General features: G+C 72.5%; 11 protein-coding genes. 1 reads left to right on the forward strand and 10 read right to left on the reverse strand.

Annotation, left to right across the window (positions count from 1 at the left end; genetic code table 11):
- Nucleotides 1-381: 381 nt before the first annotated feature.
- The 4 genes from ACIQVL_RS27240 to ACIQVL_RS27255 form a co-directional block, all read right to left on the reverse strand.
- The gene (locus ACIQVL_RS27240) at nt 382-1,740 is read right to left on the reverse strand and encodes a helix-turn-helix domain-containing protein (RefSeq protein ID WP_403427029.1); all 1,359 of its coding nucleotides are present in this window, start codon (nt 1,738-1,740) and stop codon (nt 382-384) included.
- A gap of 476 nt (nt 1,741-2,216) precedes the next feature.
- Nucleotides 2,217-4,412: a dipeptide ABC transporter ATP-binding protein gene (locus ACIQVL_RS27245; protein WP_403476588.1), complete on the reverse strand. Its 2,196-nt coding sequence runs from the start codon at nt 4,410-4,412 to the stop codon at nt 2,217-2,219.
- The gene (locus ACIQVL_RS27250; RefSeq protein ID WP_403476589.1) at nt 4,412-5,302 is read right to left on the reverse strand and encodes an ABC transporter permease; all 891 of its coding nucleotides are present in this window, start codon (nt 5,300-5,302) and stop codon (nt 4,412-4,414) included. The genes ACIQVL_RS27245 and ACIQVL_RS27250 overlap by 1 nt, the downstream gene beginning before the upstream one ends.
- Nucleotides 5,299-6,282 (reverse strand): ABC transporter permease, encoded by a 984-nt coding sequence (locus ACIQVL_RS27255; RefSeq protein WP_403427034.1) that lies wholly within the window; start codon nt 6,280-6,282, stop codon nt 5,299-5,301. The genes ACIQVL_RS27250 and ACIQVL_RS27255 overlap by 4 nt, the downstream gene beginning before the upstream one ends.
- Nucleotides 6,283-6,412: 130 nt before the next feature.
- On the opposite strand from ACIQVL_RS27255, the gene ACIQVL_RS27260 reads away from it, so the two are divergent.
- Complete coding sequence (locus ACIQVL_RS27260) at nt 6,413-8,107, forward strand: ABC transporter family substrate-binding protein (RefSeq protein ID WP_403476590.1); 1,695 nt, start codon at nt 6,413-6,415, stop codon at nt 8,105-8,107.
- A gap of 211 nt (nt 8,108-8,318) precedes the next feature.
- On the opposite strand, the gene ACIQVL_RS27265 is transcribed toward ACIQVL_RS27260, so the two are convergent.
- The 6 genes from ACIQVL_RS27265 to ACIQVL_RS27290 all read right to left on the reverse strand — a co-directional run bounded on the left by ACIQVL_RS27265 (nt 8,319) and on the right by ACIQVL_RS27290 (nt 18,120).
- Entirely contained in the window at nt 8,319-9,539 is a 1,221-nt protein-coding gene (locus tag ACIQVL_RS27265) for an IS701 family transposase (RefSeq protein ID WP_403427038.1), read from the reverse strand.
- Nucleotides 9,532-11,691 carry an AGE family epimerase/isomerase gene (locus ACIQVL_RS27270; protein WP_403427040.1) on the reverse strand — a complete coding sequence of 720 codons (2,160 nt, stop codon included), beginning with the start codon at nt 11,689-11,691 and terminating at the stop codon, nt 9,532-9,534. The genes ACIQVL_RS27265 and ACIQVL_RS27270 overlap by 8 nt, the downstream gene beginning before the upstream one ends.
- Nucleotides 11,688-13,910 carry a glycogen debranching protein GlgX gene (glgX, locus tag ACIQVL_RS27275; RefSeq protein WP_403476591.1) on the reverse strand — a complete coding sequence of 741 codons (2,223 nt, stop codon included), beginning with the start codon at nt 13,908-13,910 and terminating at the stop codon, nt 11,688-11,690. The genes ACIQVL_RS27270 and glgX overlap by 4 nt, the downstream gene beginning before the upstream one ends.
- A complete protein-coding gene (locus ACIQVL_RS27280) occupies nt 13,907-14,617 on the reverse strand; it encodes an SDR family oxidoreductase (RefSeq protein ID WP_403427043.1) in 711 nt (236 codons plus the stop codon). Before ACIQVL_RS27280 ends, glgX begins: the two co-directional genes overlap by 4 nt.
- 108 nt (nt 14,618-14,725) lie before the next feature.
- Nucleotides 14,726-16,060, reverse strand: coding sequence for a sugar phosphate nucleotidyltransferase (locus ACIQVL_RS27285; RefSeq protein WP_403476592.1), 1,335 nt, complete (start codon nt 16,058-16,060; stop codon nt 14,726-14,728).
- Nucleotides 16,061-16,275: 215 nt separating this feature from the next.
- Complete coding sequence (locus tag ACIQVL_RS27290) at nt 16,276-18,120, reverse strand: MFS transporter (RefSeq protein ID WP_403427048.1); 1,845 nt, start codon at nt 18,118-18,120, stop codon at nt 16,276-16,278.
- Nucleotides 18,121-18,218: the final 98 nt, after the last annotated feature.

The following is an 18,218-nucleotide window of genomic DNA, read 5'->3' on the forward strand; positions in this document are numbered from 1 at the left end:
TGTCCGGTCCGGGTGCGCGACCGGTTGTCCGGCCTGGTGCCGGCGCGGATGCCCGACCGGGCATCGGGCCCGGCCACCGACCGGGCGTGCGGCCCGGTGTCCGGTCCGGGTGCGTGACCGGTTGTCCGGCCTGGCGTCCGACCGGGCGTCCGGTCCGGGGCCGGACCGGACGTGCGGCTCGGGGGGGCGGACCGGCGTCGACCCGGCCTCGAACCGGTGTCGAACCAGCGTCGAACCGGCGTCGAATCCGGCGGTGAAAGGACCGGAACCGGTACCGGGAAATCGGTGTCCGACGGGCTTTCATTTCTCTTTGCCGTGCGGGTATTTCACGGCGGTTCCGGAAGGGGAATTCAGGTGGTGCGCGGAACGGGGCGGCGCGGGTCAGGAACGGCCCTGCTCGGTGAAGGAGGCGCTCGGGTCGCGGTTCGGGGCCAGACCGGCCGACGACAGCGCCTGGTCGTACGCCTGCAGGGCGGCCGTGCTGTTGCCCTGGCGGCGCCACAGGTCGCCCACGTAGCGCCAGTTGAGCGCGGTCTGGTGGGACGGCGGGAACTGGCGCAGCTGCCGGGTGGCGGCCTGCAGGCACTGGCCCGCCTGCTCGTAGTCGCCGCGCAGCAGGTGGATCTCGGCGAGCGTGGCGCGCGCCCCGACCGCCTGGATGCGGGACTCCGGGCCGGTGAGGCCGAGGGCCCGCTCCGCGTGGGCCGCGGCCTCGTCCCAGTTGCCGAGCATCGCGTCCGCGTCGGCCAGCCCGATCTCGCACTGGGCCAGCTCGGGGGCGTTGCCGACCTCCGCCAGCAACTGCTGGGCCTCCTCCAGGAGTTGCTTGGCGCGGGCCGGTTCGGGCTGGTCGACCTGGAGGAGCAGCGAGCCGCAGTTCATCTTGAGCATGGCGACATGGCGGATGTTGTCGTCCTCGGACATCAGCGCCAGCGCCCGCTCCACCAGGGCCAGCGCCTCGTTCAGCTGGCCGCGGGAGCGGGCCACGAGCCCCGCGTTCCAGAAGACGGCACCCCGCGCCGCCCGTGCCCCCTGCTTCTCGGCCGCGTCGAGGAGCCGGACGCCGAGCAGCTGGGCCCGGGTGAGGTCACCGCGCATGTGGTACGACGCCATGAGCGTGGCGCCGAGCTGGACGTGGTCGACCGTGACGTCCAGGCCGAGGGCGTCGAGGCGGGACATGGCCCGCTCGGCGATCTCGATGCTGGTCGTGATGTCGCCGGCGTTGCGGTAGCAGCGGCACAGGGCGACCGACACCGTGCACCAGTCGGCGGAGCCGGGCGGCAGTTCGGGGTCGCGCTGGAGGTCCTCCAGGATCGTGATGGCGGCCTCGATCCGGTCGAGCTTCTCCAGGGCGGAGGCCTGCGCGATGCGGGCGCGCCGGGTCATCGACGGGTCCAGCAGGGACGGCTTCGCCAGGAGGTCGCTCAGGGTCTGGAGGGCCTCGCCGTTGCTGCCGTTGCGCAGGGCCATCTCGCCGAAGGCCAGCCGCAGCCGGGTCTCCTCCAGCTCGTGGTCGTCGCGTCCGCTGCGCAGGTACTCCACGGAGCACCCCAGGCGCTCGGCGAGCGCGGCGAGCACCGAGTCCGACGGCGCGCCGCGCTTCCCCGACTCGATCAGGGAGATGTAGCTCGCCGAAATCTCCCCGGACGCGAGGTCCTGCTGCTTGAGTCCACGTTTGCCGCGCAACACCCTGATGCGCTCGCCCAGTCCTGCGGCCGTCGCGCTGCCGAGTGGATCCATGCCAACTCCTCGGTGCAGTACTTGACTGTCGGGATGACAGATCGATGTTACCAGTAAGTTGATATCGACCCAATGGGCTTCCGGTGATCTTTTAGTGGTCCTCTACCGCATTCTGCTGCGCAGTTCGCTGATCGCCTGAGAAGTCGACTTGTGCGGTGCGCGATATTCCGTTTGATTATGATTAATTTTGCAAGGAACTCCTTGACTGCTCTGGTTATATAAGATTGACTGTAATTGTCAAGACGCAACCTTCTATTGTTCAGGGGAGGGGATTTTCGTGAGCAATAAAATAATCGCGCTCTTTGCAATCGTCGTCCTGATCAGTGGTCTTGTGTCGGGGGGACTGTGGCTGAGCGATTCCGGCCCGGGTAACCGTCCGCAGCACGAGGGGATGGCCGCGTCCAGCGGCGGGAGTGGTGGTTGCTGCTGATCGCACCCGTACGTCGCACGGGACCGGGTCCGGTCCGGCGGTCGCCCTACGGCCGCCGGACCGGACCCGGTCCCGTGTCGTGCGGGAAATGACAGGAGACGGTGTGGCCGGCCGCCGGTCCGGCCGCCCGCCCGCGCGGTGTCTCCTCCGCGCAGCGCCGCCGCTCGGCTGCGGAGAGCGCGGCCTGGACGGGGCACCGGGCCCGGAAACCGCACCCGGTGGCGGCACGCGGCCCCGGCCCCGGATCGGCGGGCAGCACGATCCGGCGCCGGGCGCGCTCGGCGACCGGATCCGGCAGCGGGACGGCCGAGAGCAGGGCCCGGGTGTAGGGATGGCGCGGCCGCCCGAACACCTCGGCCACGCCGCCCGTCTCCACCGTGCGGCCCGCGTACATGACCGACACCCGGTCGGCGAGCTGCCGGACCACCGCGAGGTCGTGCGAGACCAGCAGGTATGCCGGGCCCAGCTCCCGTTTCAGCCGCAGCAGCAGGTCCAGGATCCCGGCCTGCACCGACACGTCCAGCGCGGACACCGGTTCGTCGAGCAGCAGCAGCGCGGGGGAGACCGCCAGCGCCCGCGCCACCGCGACGCGCTGCCGCTGGCCCCCGGAGAACTGGTGCGGGTAGCCGTCCGCGTCCGCCGGGCGCAGCCCCACCTGGGACAGCAGCCGCGGCACCCGCGCCGCGACGACGGCCCGCGGTACCCGTGCAGCGTGCAGCGGCTCGGCGACGATGTCACCCACCGGCATCCGCGGATCGAGGCTCGACATCGGATCCTGCGGCACCAGCTGCACCGCCGTCCGCAGCTCGCGCGCCGCCCGCCGGGAGAGCAGCGCGGTGTCCTGCCCGAGCACCTCCACCCGCCCGGCCTGCGGGGCCGCCAGCGCGGCGATCTCCCGCAGCGTCGTGCTCTTCCCGGCCCCGGACTCCCCGACCAGCGCCAGCGTCTGCCCGCGCCGCACCTCCAGATCGACCCACTCGACGGCCCGCACGGCGGGAGCACGGCGGTGCCGGAACCCCGGCGCCGGGTACGACCGGCCGAGCCCGCGCACCGAGAGCACGACGTCGGCGGTCGCGCCCTCGGCGGCGGTCGCCGGCCCGCCCCCGTCCGGCGTTCCCGTCGCCCGCCCGGACGACTCCGCCTGCCGGGACGACTCCGCCCGCCCGGACCGCTCCGCCCGTCCGAACAGCTCCGCCGCGCTCCGGTGTCGTACCTCCGGGATCCTCCGGCAGGCCGCCGTGTGGGCGTCGGGTGCCGAGGTGTCGGCGTGGGACGCGCTGTCGACCCCGGTGAGCGGGGGTTCGGCCGTGCGGCACTCCGGCTCTGCCAGCGGGCATCGCGGGGCGAAGGGGCAGCCCGCTCCGGTGCTGCCCGGGGCGGGGGCGGTGCCCGGGACCGGGGTGGGCGGGACGCGGGCGTCGAGGCGGGGCACGGAGCCGACGAGGCCGAGGGTGTACGGCATCCGGGGGCGGCGCAGCACCGCCTCCGCCGGGCCCGTCTCCACCACCCGCCCCGCGTACAGGACCGCGACCCGGTCCGCGGCGCCCGCGACCACGCCGAGGTCGTGGGTGACCAGGAGCAGCGCCGCCCCCGTCTCCCGCCGGGCGGCCGCGAGCGCCTCGAGGACCTGGGCCTGCACGGTCACGTCCAGCGCGCTGGTCGGCTCGTCCGCGACGAGGACCGCGGGCCGGTTCGCCACCGCCATCGCGATCATGGCGCGTTGCAGCATCCCGCCGGAGAGCTGGTGGGGGAGGGCGCGGGCGGCCCGGGACGGCTGCGGCACCCCCACGAAGTCCAGGAGCTCCACCGCCCGCCGCAACGCCGTCTCGCGGCGCGGGCGCGGGCGTTCGTGGATGCGCAGGGCCTCCGCGATCTGGTCGCCGACCCGCAGGACGGGGGTGAAGGCGTGCAGCGGGTCCTGGAAGACCATGGCGATCCGGCGGCCCCGGAGACCGGCCAGCTCCCGTTCCGGCCGTCCCAGCAGCTCCTCGCCCAGCAGCCGTACCGAACCGCCCACCCGGGCGCCGGGCGGGGCCAGGCCGAGCAGGGACAGGGCGGTCAGCGACTTGCCCGCGCCGGACTCGCCGACCAGGCCGAGGACTTCGCCGTGGCGCAGCAGGAGGTCCACCCCGCGCACCACGGACACCGGCGGCCGCCGCCGTCCGCCGCCGAAGGCGACCGTCAGGCCGCGCACCGCCAGGACCGGGCCCGTCGGTCCGACTGCCGCCGGGGCCGCGCTCATCAGGCGAGCCCCGACACGGCACCGCGCGGCGGTCCGGCGGGCCGGACCGTCGTGGGGTCCAGGGCGTCGCGCAGCGCGTTGCCGAGGAGGCTGACCGCCAGGACGAAGGCGACGAGCAGGCCGGCCGGGAAGAAGAACATCCAGGGATACACCAGGGCCACGTCGGAGGCGTCCGCGATCAGCGTGCCGAGGGAGACGTCGGGCGGCTGGACGCCGAATCCGAAGTAGGACAGCCCGGCCTCGCTGACCACCGCCCCGGCTACCGTGACCGTCGCGTCGGTGATCAGGAACGAGGCCAGGTGCGGCAGCACGTGCCGCCAGATGACCCGCACCGGCCCGACCCCCATCAGCCCCGCCACCACCACGAACTGCCGTTCCTTCAGGGAGCGCGTCATGCCGCGCACCGCCCGCGCGGTGACCATCCAGCCCAGCAGGGCGAGCAGCCCGGCCAGCGCGAGCCAGCCCCACCGCCGCAGGCGGGGCGCGAGCACCACGAGGACGAGGAAGCCGGGGAGCACGAGCAGCAGGTCCGCCACGAGCATCAGCAACCGGTCGGTCCAGCCGCCGAAGTAGCCCGCGCAGGTCCCCACCGCCGCCGCGAGACCGGTGGCCACCGCGGCCACCAGCGCCCCGATCAGCAGCGACTTGCGCAGCCCGTGCGCGGCCTGGGCGAACACGTCCTGCCCGATCCGGTTGGTGCCCATCCAGTGCCGCGCGCCCGGCGGCTGCCGCAGCGCGCCGTAGTCGACGTCCGTGAAGGACCACCGGCACACGTACGGCCCCCCGACCGCGAGCGCCACCAGGGCCAGCAGCAGCGCGAGCCCGCACAGCGCCCCCGGGTGCCGGGCCAGCCGGCCGAGCACCGCGCGCCCGCGCCGCCCCGTTCTCACGGCTGCCGCACCCGGGGATCGAGCAGCGCGTGCAGGACGTCCGCGACCAGCCCCGCCAGCAGCACGACGGCCGCGGCGAAGCCGTCGACCGCCACCACCGAGTTCACGTCGCCCTTCTCCACCGAGTCGATCAGCCAGCTGCCCATGCCGGGCCAGCCGAAGACCCGCTCGGTGAACACCGCCCCGGTGACCAGGGTGAGGACGCCGAAGGAGAAGAAGACCGTCATCGGCACCAGCGAGATCCGCAACCCGTGCCGCAGCAGCGCCCGGCCCGGGGTGAGCCCCTTGGCGCGGGCGGTGCGCAGGTGGTCCGCGCCGAGCACGTCCAGGGTGGCGGCCCGCTGGTAGCGGCTGTACAGGGCGATCGCGGCGAGCGCCACGCAGAGCGCCGGGAGCACCAGGTGGGCCGCGGTGTCCCGCAGGTGGACGGTCCAGTCGCCCTGCAGTCCGGGGGTGTGCTCGCCGGTGTACCTGACGACGGTGCCGCCCGCCGCCCGGTTGACCGCGAGCGCCCCGGTCTTCAGCAGCAGCGCCAGCACGAAGGTGGGCACGCACAGCACCGCGAAGGAGAACCCGGCCAGCGCCCGGTCGCCGAGCCCGCCGCGCCGGACCGCCGCCCACACCCCGGCCAGCGTGCCGACGGCCGTACCGGCCACCGTGCCCACCAGCAGCAGCCGTACCGACACGCCGATCCGGCGGCCGAACTCGGCGTTCACCGAGTCGCCGTCGATGGTGCGGCCCAGGTCGCCGTGGGCGGCGCGGTCCGCCCAGTGCGCGAAGCGCTCCGGCAGCGGGGCGCGGTCGTCCATGCCGAGCCGGGACAGCTCGCGGTCGACGACCCGGGCCGGCGGGGCCGGCGTGCGGTCCTCGAAGTACGCGCGGGGATCGAGCGCGGTCGAGGCGAGTGCGTAGGAGAGGGCCAGGGAGACGAGGAACAGGACGACGCAGCGGGCCGAACGCCTGGCGATCAGGAAGAACATGGCGCTCCTGACGGAGGGGAGTCTGCCTTCTCTTCATTTGAGGGAAACATCGTGATGTTAAGCTCCGGCGTCACAATTCCCATGGCAATGGGGGCAGTTGACGGCTCCGTGGCGCCGGAGAGGCTGACAGGTGGAGCGATTACGGGGATGGCCCGCGTGGCCGGCCGTCTGGGCGCTCATCGTCCTCACGGCGAGCGGGTGCACCTCGTCCGGCGCGCCGGACGGCTCCCGGGACCGGGCGCTGCCGACCTACGGCACCTACGACATCAACGCCCTGCCGTCCGGGGACCTCCGCTCCGGTGGGACCCTGACCGTGCCGATCACCCAGATGATCACGCAGTTCAACTTCAACCACGTCGACGGCGCCCTGGACGACGTGTGGACGATCGACACGATGACGGAGCCGCGGCTCTTCACCCGTGACGCCGAGGGCGTCCCCCGGATCGTCCGGGACTACCTGACCTCCGCCACCGTCTCCACCGCCGGCGGACGCCAGGTCGTCACCTACCGGCTCGACCCGAAGGCCCGCTGGTCCGACGGCAGGGCCCTGAGCTGGCGGGACTTCGCCGCCCAGTGGCACGCGGTCGGCGGCGGCGCCGACCGGTACCTGGTCGCCGACCCGAGCGGCTACGACCGGATCGCCGACGTCCGCCAGGGCGCCGGCGCGCACGAGGTCGAGGTCACCTTCAAGCAGCCGTACGCCGACTGGCGCAGGCTCTTCACGCCGCTCTTCCCGGCCGTCGCCTACGACAGCCCGCAGCACTTCGACTCCGACTGGCAGGGGCGGCTCCCGGTCACCGCGGGCCCCTTCAGGCTCGCCTCCGTCGACCGCACCGCACAGACCCTCACCCTGGTCCCGGACCCCGCCTGGTGGGGCACCCGGCCCCGGCTCGACCGGATCGTCTTCCGCGTCCTCGACCCCGACGCCGCCCTGCAGGCCTTCCTCAACGGCGAGGTAGACGTCGTCAACGCCGCCACCAGCGAGGCCTACGCCCAGCTGGCGAAGGCGAAGGACAGCGACATCCGGATCGGGTCCGCCTGGGACGAGGTGCACGTCACGCTGAACGGCGCGAGCGGGCCGCTCGCCGACCGGGCGGTGCGCAACGCCCTCCAGCAGGCCGTCGACCGCCCGGCGCTGGCCCAGGTCGCGGCCTCGGGGCTGCCGGTGAAGGTGCCGTTGCTCGGCAACCACTTCTTCATGACCAACCAGCCCGGCTACGCCGACGACTCCGGCCGCTACGGCCGCTTCGACCTGGCGGCCGCCGAGCGCGCCCTCGACCGTGCGGGCTGGCACAGCCAGGGCGCCGGGAAGCCCAGGACGAAGGACGGCCGCAGCCTCACCCTGCGCCTGGTGCTGAGCGAGGGCACCAACCGGCTCGGCGAGGACCTCGCCCAGCTCGTCCAGCAGATGCTGGCGCGGGCCGGGGTCCGCGTCGACATCGAGAAGGTGCCCGCCACCGCCTACGGCCCGCAGTACCTCGACAAGGGCAACTTCGACCTCGCCATCTTCCGGTTCACCGGGCTGACGTACCCGAGCTCCGCCTACGCCGTCTACCGGCGCCCGGCCGGCGGGCAGGTCTTCGAGAACTACGGCCGAGTCGGCTCCGCGCAGGTGGACGAACTCCTCGACAAAGCCGCCGGCACCCTCGACGAACGGGCCGCGCAGAGCCTCTACAACGAGGCGGACGCGCAGATCTGGCGGCTCGGCCACGACATCGAGCTCTACCAGCGCCCCCAGATCCTCGCCGTCCGCAAGGGCCTCGCCAACTACGGCGTCCCCGGCCTCGGCGACATCGACTTCGCGAAGGTCGGCTGGCAGAAGTGAACAAGGCCCGGCCGGCAGCGCGAGCGCACGCGCCACCGCCCGGGGCGGGCCGGCCGACGCAGGAGACTCCGGGGCGGCCGGAGGCGGATGCGCGTGTGCGGCGGCCCCGGGCGGAAGCGGGCGCGCGGTGGTCACTGGTGGAGACGGGCGCGCGGCGGCCCCGTGCGGACGTGTCCGCACGGGGCCGTCTTGGCTGTGCCGGTGGCGCTGTTCAGGCATGCGGTGTGCTCAGGGCTCTCTCGTCGGCCTGCTGGCGCACCATGTCGAAGCCGAGCGCGGCCGAGGCCAGCGTCACGTGGTGGTGCCAGCCCCGGAAGGAGCGGCCCTCGAAGTCGCCGAGGCCGAACTCGTCGTGCATCCGGCCCAGCGCCTCACCGGCGAACCTGCGCAGCCGGGCCAGCAGCACGATCTCCGCGAGCCGCCGGACCGGCAGGTTGGTCAGCCAGTAGGCCCGCGGCTGCGGCCGGCCGTAGGGCCAGTCCGCGAGCAGCATCCGCGCCCGGGGCGAACCGCTCGGGCAGCCCTCCGGAGAGCGCTCGGCCCGCAGCAGCACCGGAACGGTCAGGAACTCCGAGTGCCACATGCGTTCGGTCACCGGGTCGTGCCAGGTCACCGACGTCCGCTCGGTGTGCCGGACGGCGTGCGCGGCGAGGTCGGCCAGGGCACCGCCGGTGCCGCCGGCCCGGCCGCGGGGCAGGAGGACCGGGGTGTGCGGCGATGCCTGGACCACATAGCCGAGACCGCGGGCCTCAAGACCCCGCAGCAGGGGGTCGGGGTCCCCGTCGCCGCGCCAGTCGGCCAGCACCGGCAGCGGTTCCAGGGACCACTCGTCGAGCATCTCGTCGAGCGCCTCAAGGACGTAGCTCCACCGCGGACGGCAGCGCTCGTGCTCCGGCAGGTGGGCCTGGCCGCGCAGCCCCTCGTCGCGGTCCCAGCGGGTCGGCAGCACAAGGCGCCAGTTCACCGGGACCCCGCCGGCGTGCCCCACCAGCGAGGTCGCCAGCGCCAGCTGGCAGTTGACGGTGCGTTCCTGGGAGGCCGCGTACTGGCGGGCCACGCCCACCGAACGGTCGCCGTTCTTGGCGAAGACGACCTCGTCGACCGACCAGGCCTCGGCCCGGAAGGACCGGACCATCCGCCCGGCCAGCCGCCCGCGCACCGGCGCGGACGCCCACGGACTCTGGTTCACGAACTGCTGGATCTGCTGCACCGCCCGCCGCCCCAGCACCTCTTCGGTGATCCGGGCCGGCGTCTTGCGGCCGGGCACGGCCAGCAGGCCGCGCAGGTAGACCTCCCCCCAGCGCCGCTGGTCGGCCCGGGTGAACTGGCCGAACAGCTCGCCGCAGTAGGCCGGCAGGTCGCGGGCACCGGGCGGGGCACCCGGGGTCCGCACGGACGGTAACGGGAGTGCGAGGGTCGCGAGATCACTCATGGTTGCAGTCGTCACCACCCTCCAGCAGGAAGGCGTCCGTGGCGAGCAGCGCGTCGGCGACCTCCGGCAGGGCGCAGCCCACGATCACGAAGTCGACGTCGAGCCCCGCCTTGGTGCGCTGGAACAGCAGCTCGTTGATGGCGGACCGGCACATCTCGCTGGTCTCGCACAGGTGGAACTCCACCCGCCCGGGGGTGGCCGCCATGACCTCGCCGAGGATCCGGCGGAACTTGCCCAGTTCGGCGGCGTCGATCACGCCGCGGCAGCTGATGTGCGCGGTGCCGCCGTCGAACTCGCTGCGCATCCGCAGCCGCATCTGCGCGGGTTCCAGCTCCACCCGCACCCGCACCGGCTCGGTGCCCTCGGGCAGCCGCACGGTCAGGTCCTTGGCGTCGAAGTTCTGGTACGGCTGCCCGTCCACCCACACCCGGGTCAGCTCCGCCGAGCCGGCCGGCAGCAGGTCCGGCGCCACCCGCAGCACCCGCTCCGGGAGGTCGTCGGGGCGCGGCCGGAAGTGCAGGGTCACCGGGTCGTTGCCGAGCAGCAGACCGGTGTAGGTCGCCGACAGGTAGCACAGCTCCAGCGCGTGGTAGCCGGCCATCGCGTGGCTGCCCTTGAGCCGCTCGGTGCCCAGCAGGTACGGGATGCCGTTGGCGAGGACGTTGAAGTAGACGCCGCCGTCCTCGTAGTCGAGGAAGTAGGCGTTGTAGAACGACGCCGCCTCCCGGGCCAGCCGCAGGTGCTCGGGGTCGTCGGTGGTGCCGGCCAGGATCAGGTAGGCGAGGATCGCCTGCTCCTGCTGCCACCAGGCCTTGCGGTCGTGCCAGACCATGCGGTGGATGCCGCTGTCCGGGTCGGGCTGCCGCTCCACCACGTCGTACCAGCCGCTGCGCAGGCCGTCGCTGCCCACCGAGGGCATCAGCTCGGCGATCCGCTCCGCCGTGGTGCCGTACTCGGGCTTGTCGTGCAGGGCCTTGATGCGGGTCAGGTTCCAGGTGATCTTCAGGTTGTGGCCGACCACCGCGCGGTCCTGCTGCCAGCCCCAGGTGCGGTCCGGGCTCCAGTCGGCGTGGAACCGTTCCTGCACGAACGGGGAGTTGGGCTCGTCCGGGAACCGCCTGACGATCGTGTCCGCGGTCTCCTCCAGGAGCGCGGCGAAGTCCGGGCGGCCGGTCGCCAGGTAGGCGTTGATCAGGTAGGCCGGGGCGTGGTCGCCGACCGAGTTCCAGTTCTTGCGGGACCGGTTGCGGCCCAGCGAGTCGTCGCCCGGGTCCAGGGAGATCGGGTCCAGGTGCGAGAAGAACCCGCCCTCGACCGGGTCCCGGAAGTACTTCTGGAACAGGGCCACCGTGCGGTCGATGTCGTTCAGGATCTTCGGGTCGCCGGTGATCCGGAAGGTCTGGGTGGGGCCGGCCAGCGCATAGATCTGCTCGTACATCGGGATCGCGTCGTAGTCGTCCCCGAACTCCGAGGCGAAGACCGGCCGGTGGCCGCTCGGCGTGATGTCGATGCCGTGGTACCAGTAGGTGATCCCGTCCGCCTGGTCGTCCACCCGCATGTGCTCGCGCAGGTACTCGGTGCCGGACTGCGCCGCCTCCAGGAAGCGGTCCTCGCCGGTCAGCAGGTACGCCGTGGCCAGCCCGTAGACCAGCCGGGAGATGGTGTCGGTCTCCTGGCGCACGTCCTGCCCGTGGAAGTCCGGTAAGTGGGTGCCGCTGAGGGTGAGGTGGGTGCGGAAGTTCCGCCAGTCGTAGTTCCCGTCCGGGAACTGGCCGCGCAGGTAGAAGTCGGCGATCGCGGCGGCCTGCTGCACCCACCAGTTCGGGTGCTCGAAGACGTACTGGCCGCGGCTCTCCTCCGGGAAGGTGATCTCCTTCGCGTCGAAGCGGGCGCCGCCCTCCCACTCGTAGAGGATCCCGTACGCGAACAGGAACCGGCCCTCGGCCAGCATGTCGACGGTCTGGGCCGTGGTGTCGTGGTAGGAGTCGCCGAGGTTGCGGACGATGCGGGAGACGGCGTTGTGGGTCAGGTGGACCGTGAACTCCCGCCCGTCCGGGCTGCGCAGGCCGAACATGCGCCTCGTGGGGCTGTAGTGGGTGACGTAGCCCGCCAGGGTGTCGGAGGTGATACGTCGTTGGGAGAGTGCGCTCATCGTCGCGTGCCCTTCTCGTCGGGCAGGGCCGCCAGCAGCACGACGCTGCGGCCCTGAGCGTGATAGGTGGGACCGTCGACCGGCTCCTCCGCTCCGGGCGGGAGGATCTCGTACGGGGCTGGCCGGGCCGTGTCCAGGACGCGGTGCCAGTGGTGGCCGGGGATGTCGGGCAGCTCGAACTCGAGGCCCAGGTGGTACATGTTGAGGATCAGGTGCAGGTCCGGGTCGCCGTCGAAACCGCCGTACGTGCACGCCAGCACGTGGGCGTCGGGGTTCTCCCAGCCCGGCTGGTTGAGGCGCGTGCCGTGCCAGGTGATGTCCGGCAGGAGCCGGGGGTTGAGCCGCTCGGAGAAGAACTGCGGCTCCCGGAAGGTGCGGTAGCGCTTGCGCAGCCCGATGACGTCGCGGGTGAACCCGGTGGTCTCCCGCTCCTTGTCGGCCTGGTCCCAGTCGAGCCAGGAGAGCGGCCCGTCCTGGCAGTAGCCGTTGTTGTTGCCGGCCTGGCTGTTGCGGAACTCGTCCCCGGCCAGCAGCATCGGCACGCCCCGGCTGAGCATGAGGAGCGACAGCAGGTTCTTGACCTGCCGCACCCGCAGCCCCTCGACCTCGGGGTCGTCCGCGGGGCCCTCGGCGCCGCAGTTCCAGCTGTAGTTCTCGTTGGTCCCGTCGGCGTCGGCCTCACCGTTGGCGTGGTTGTGCTTGGTGTTGTAGCTGACCAGGTCGTTGAGGGTGAAGCCGTCGTGGCAGGTCACGAAGTTGATGCTGTTGGTGGGCAGCTCCTCCTGCGGCGCGAACAGGTCGGCCGAGCCGCCGAGCCGGGAGGCGACCTCGCCGGCGATGCCCGCGTCACCGCGCACGAACCGCCGTACGTCGTCCCGGAACGGGCCGTTCCACTGCGCCCAGCGCTTCCCGGGGAAGCGGCCCACCTGGTAGAGCCCGCCGCCGTCCCAGGGCTCCGCGATGATCTTCGTCTCGGCCAGGATCTGCGACAGCTCGATCGCCCACAGCGCGGGCGGCACCGCCATCTCGTAGCCCATCGGGCCGCGGGACAGCTCCGAGGCGAGGTCGAAGCGGAAGCCGTCGACGTGGTGCTCGGAGACCCAGTACTCCAGGGACTCCACGATGAACTTGGTGACGATCGGGTGGTTGGCGTTGATCGCGTTGCCGCACCCGGTGAAGTCCATGTAGTGGGAGCGGTCCTGCGGCCACAGGTGGTAGTACGCCTCGTTCGCCGCGCCCCGGAAGCTGATCGTCGGCCCGAACTCGTTGCCCTCGCTGGTGTGGTTGAAGACCACGTCGAGGATGACCTCGATGCCCGCCTTGTGGAACGCCTTCACCATGTCGCGGAACTCGGTGATGTGGGTGGCGAGATGGGGGCTGGAGCAGTAGCCGGTGTGCGGGGCGAAGAACCCGTACGGGTCGTAGCCCCAGTAGTTGCGCAGCGCCGTCCCGTCCGGTCCGGTGCGCAGCACCTGGGTCTCGTCGAAGTCGAAGACCGGCAGCAGCTCCACCGCGGTCACGCCGAGTTCCTTCAGGTGCGGGATCTTGTCGATGACGGCCGAGAAGGTCCCAGGGCGCTCCGCGCCGGAGGTCGGCGAGGCGGTGAAGCCGCGGACGTGCATCTCGTAGACGACGGTGTCCGCCATCGGGGTGCGCAGCGGGGTGTCGCCCTCCCAGTCGTAGTCGTCCAGGTCGACCACCAGGCTGCGCATGGAGTGCTCGACGTTGTCCCCGGGGCCGATCGCGCGGGTCCGCTCCCAGCGGCTGTTGACGTTGGCGCGGGCGTAGGGGTCGACCAGCACCTTGCGGTGGTCGAAGCGGCTGCCTCCGGCGGCCGGGTCGCGCGGTCCGTCCATGCGGTACGCGTAGACCTGGCCGGCGCCCAGCCCCTGCACATGGCAGTGCCAGAAGTGGAAGCTGCGGTGCCGCTCGGGGTGCAGCCGGACGGTCCGGTAGGGCTGCGGGCTGTCGCAGTGGTCGAACAGCAGCAGGTCGACGCGGGTGGCGTGTTCGGAGAAGACGGAGAAGTTGACCCCTTCGGCGTCGACGGTGCTGCCCAGTGGCTGCGGGTGGCCCGGGGTGACCCCGGGCTGTTCCACGTCGAGGGTGTCGGGGGCCTGGTCGGCAGGCAGGGTCATGTACGCGCTCGTGGCATCCGTGGTCGTGGCGGTCGTCGTGGTGGCGACCGGCTGGTCCTGGGCCTCGGTCGGGGCGCTCATGCGAACACCGCCCTCGTGCCGGCCGGGGCGTCGGCGCGCAGCCCGGTGAAGAGCTCGTCCCAGGGCACCGGACCGGAGGCCGGGCCCGCCTCGCTGCGCATCTCGAACGTCACGCCGTGCGCAGTGGGCGAGTCGATCGCCCGGACGCAGGCCTCGGCGACGTGCTCGCGGGCCACGTACCCGTCGCCGACGTCGCCCTGCTCCAGGTGGAGCGTGCCGTGGCCGGGCTCGTCGGTCAGCCAGCCCGGCCGGATCACGGTGTAGGGCAGGCCCGAGGAGCGGACCGCGTCCTCGCCGGCCAGCCGCCAGTCCAGCATCCGGCCGTAGGCGTTCATGGGGTGGTCGCGACGGGTGACGTGCCGCTGGCTGACGAGCACGAAGTGCCGGTCGGCCGGGGCCGCGCCCAGCACGTCGAGGACGTGCCGGACCCCGCCGTGCAGGGTCGACTCCGGGCTGTCCGGGCCGGCGGCGTCGGTGCCCGGCTCCACCGCGTAGACGACCGCGGCGCACCCGTGCAGCGGGGTGCGGAGCGTGCCGGGGTCGCGGACGTCGGCCGTGAAGTACTGCGCCTGCGCGGGCATGTGCCGGCGGGCGCGCTGGGTGCTGCGGCCGATGACCCGGACGGTCTCGCCCCGGGCCAGCAACCGGCGGGTGACGAGCCGGCCGACCCGGCCGGTCCCTCCTATGACTGCGATCGGGCTGTCCATCGAGAAAACTCCCCAGGCTGTAGACGAGCCGGACGATTGGGGTGCGGGAAGGAGCAGGTGGATGCGTCGGGGTGCGTGATTGGTCCGTTCGGGTCCGGCCGGATCGGGTCAGATCCAGCGCAGGATGTCGTCGGAGCTGGTCAGATGGGTGCCGGAGGGCAGCCCGGTGACGGCGGGGACCCGCAGCCGCGGGTAGACGCTCACCCCCGAGAGCCGGGTGCCGGGACGCAGGTCGGCGGCCTCGCCGATCGCCGAGTGGACGAGCCGGACGGGGTTGTCGCGGACGGAGTGCACCTGCGCCATGGGCCCGACGTACGAGTCGGTGATGCGGGCGTGCGGTCCGACGACGGCGCCGTCGCCGATCGCCGACCGGCTGAGCCGGGCCCCTTCGTCGATGTCGACGTCGTCGCCGACGTCCGTGTACCGCAGCTTCACCCCGGGGCCGATCTCGGCGTTCCGCCCGATGCGCACGGCGGGGCCGAGCACCACGCTGCCCTCGGAGATCTTCTGGGCGAGGGTCGTGCCCTGCACGCTGTCCTTGGTGCGCAGGCTCGACTCGTGGATCCAGTAGGGCGGGTCGGTGCTCACCGGCGCGCCCATGGCCCGGCTCATCCACCGGTAGCGGCCGCGCAGCACGTCGCCGAGGGTGGCCAGGTAGTCCGGGATGCTGCCCAGGTCGCCGAGCCGCTCGATGCGCGCGGCCGCCACCGGCAGGCCCCGCCGGACCAGCCAGGGCAGCAGGTCGCCGCCCCAGTCGAGGCGCTGCTGGGCGAGCCGGATCATCTCGGGGGTGCGGGCCGCCAGCCGCAGGCGGCCGCAGTCGACGAGGTACATGCCGGCGTTGGTGGGCAGGGTGAAGGCGTTGCCTGGCAACGATGTCTCGGGGAAGAGGCGGTGGATGCGGTCGAGGTCGGGCTTCTCCAGGAAGCCCGAGACGGTGCCGTCCGCGGAGGTCTGCATCACGCCGTACTTGCCGGCGATCTCCTCGGCGGTGCGGGCGACGGAGGCGACGGTCACGACGGCGTCGGCGGCGGCGTGCGCGTCGGTCAGCCGGGGGAGCGAGAACTCGAAGACGGAGTCGACCGGCATGACCAGGGCGCGGCCGGTCAGGTCCCAGCGTTCGAGGTTGTGCAGGGTGGCGGCGCCCGAGCCGACGTTGTAGCGGTCGAGCCGGGCCCGGGAGTAGTGGATCTCGACGCCGAACCGCTCGCCGCGGCCCAGCACGAGCTTGATCTGGCTGTGGTTCTCGGCGCCCTGGGCGACCACGTGGAAGCGGCGGATGCCCTGGTCCCGGCAGTTCTCGACCAGCCACTCGACGACGGGCCGGCCGGCGAACGGGATGAGCGCCTTGCTGCGGATGTAGTCCGAGGAGGCGAGGGTGAGCGGCTTGGCGCGTTCGCCCCGGCCTCCCGCCAGGATTATCCCTAACGTCTCGTCCCCCATGACTGCGCTGCCTCCTCGGCTGACGAATCAACGCCATTCAGTCAACTGAGCCCGTCATTGAGAGTCAAGTAAAAAGTAAAGAAAATGCCCGAACGGGAGTCATGAGAAGTCTTGACGGCGGCCCGGATCACCGCATCGAGCTGGGGATATAAAGAGCGAGGGTGGATTGACCCGAAGAGTCAATCCACCCTCATCCATCTGTCATCCAGCGTGCGTCACTTCAGCTCGTCGGGGCAGGGCGTGCCCCGCGGCAGCTGGTACGGCGACGCCAGCCGGTACGTCCCGGCCCGCGGGGCCAGCAGCATCGTCCACCGGTCCCCCTTGGCGTCCTCCGGCGTCTCCGTCAGGCAGCCGTTGACGTTGGTGTACGTCTTCGGTTCGCCGTCGGCCCGGTGCTTGGACGCCTCGGTCTCCTGGGGCGCCTTGAGGCTCTTGCCGTCCGCGTCGACGATGCTCAGCCAGGGCGAGTACGGGATCCGGATCAGGATCCGCCCGGCCTTGCCGACCTCGATGGTCAGCTCGCCCTGCTCCGCGCTGTCCACCACCGCGTCGGGCTCGGCGAGCGGCGCCGGGTCCGTCACCCGGAACAGCTGCCAGTTGGCGTCGCCCCAGATCTGCTTCAGGTACGGCATCCCGCGCCGCACCAGGGCCCGTTCCCGTTCCCCGCCGTCGCCGTCCGGCTCGTCCTTCGGCAGCACGACGAAGTGCACGGCCCAGCGCTGCAGCCACTCGTGGTAGTTCGCCGAGTTGAGGGTGTCGTCGTAGAAGAGCGGGTTGCGCTCCATGTCGGCCTGGCGGTTCCAGCCGCGGGCCAGGTTGACGTACGGCGCGAGCGCGGAGGCCTCGCGGTGCGAGCGGGCCGGGACCACCTCGACGCGGCCCTTCTCGGCGCCGACCTGCTGGAGCTGGTGGACGAGCGGGGCGAGTTCGCGGGCCCAGGACGCGGCCGGGGTCGTGTGGAGGATGTCGTCGACCGACTTGAAGCCGATCCAGCCGCAGGCGCCGAGGAAGGCGAGGACGACCGTGTAGTACTTGCGCGAGCGGGGGACCGTGAACGGCAGGGCCGCGATCAGCGTCGCGCCCGCGAACAGCATCGGCAGCCGCGAGATGTTGGAGCCGATCTGCGAGCTGACCAGCCACACCAGCACCACGCCGAGGCTGTACACGGCCGCCGTCAGCCGGACCGTCCGCCACTCCTTCGGCACCAGGAAGAAGCAGAGCAGCCCGTACGCCAGCGGCATGATCACCGAGCCGAAGCCCATCGGCTGGGTGCCGGAGAACGGGAACAGCCAGGCGGAGACCGCCACCACGACCGCGGGCGCCAGGCCCAGCGCCCACGCGCCCGGCCGCCGCTTCTGCAGGAACAGCGCGACCGCGACCAGGCCGACGAAGAGCCCGGCCACGGGCGAGGCCATGGTGGCGAGCGCGGCGAACGGCGCGGCGACGAGCGCCTTCGCCCACCGTCTGTGCCGCCAGCGGTACGGCCAGCAGAACACCGCCCCCACCGAGGCCAGCGCGAACACCGTGCCGAGCCCGAAGGTGACCCGCCCGGACAGCGCGTTGCAGATCAGCGCGAACACCCCGGCGAGCGCCGCCCACAGCGGGTTCTTCACCGCGCGGCTGCGGATGAGCAGCAGGGTCAGCAGCCCGGCCGAGACCGTGCCGGCGAGCATCATCGTCGTACGGACGCCGATCAGCGACATCAGGTACGGCGAGACCACGCTGTACGACACCGGGTGCATGCCGCCGTACCAGGCGAGGTTGTACGCCGAGTCCGGGTGCCGGCCGACGAACTCGGCCCACGCGTCCTGGGCCGCGAGATCCCCACCGCTGTTCGCGAACGTGAACAGCCAGATCACGTGCAGGATGCCGGCGAGGGCGGTGACCGACAGCACCGGGTGGCTCAGCAGCCGTCTGCGCAGCGGCTCGGCGGCCCGCAGCAGCCGACTGCCGGCCTTACGCTCCGTGTCGTGCGCGGCTGCCGACGGCAGGGCTATTCGCGGGCCGGCTACCGGGCCCGGATCGGCGTCGTCGGCACGTGTCGGCTCCGCTGTGGCCACCTGAAGGCACTCCCCGTGTCCCGTCTTCTGTTCCCGGCCGTGTTCCACGGTGTTGGCGGCCGCTTTCCGTCCAGTTCGCGGCCGTGTCCCGGCGACCG

This window comes from Streptomyces sp. NPDC090499 (assembly GCF_044769305.1).
Classification (GTDB): Bacteria; Actinomycetota; Actinomycetes; order Streptomycetales; family Streptomycetaceae; genus Streptomyces.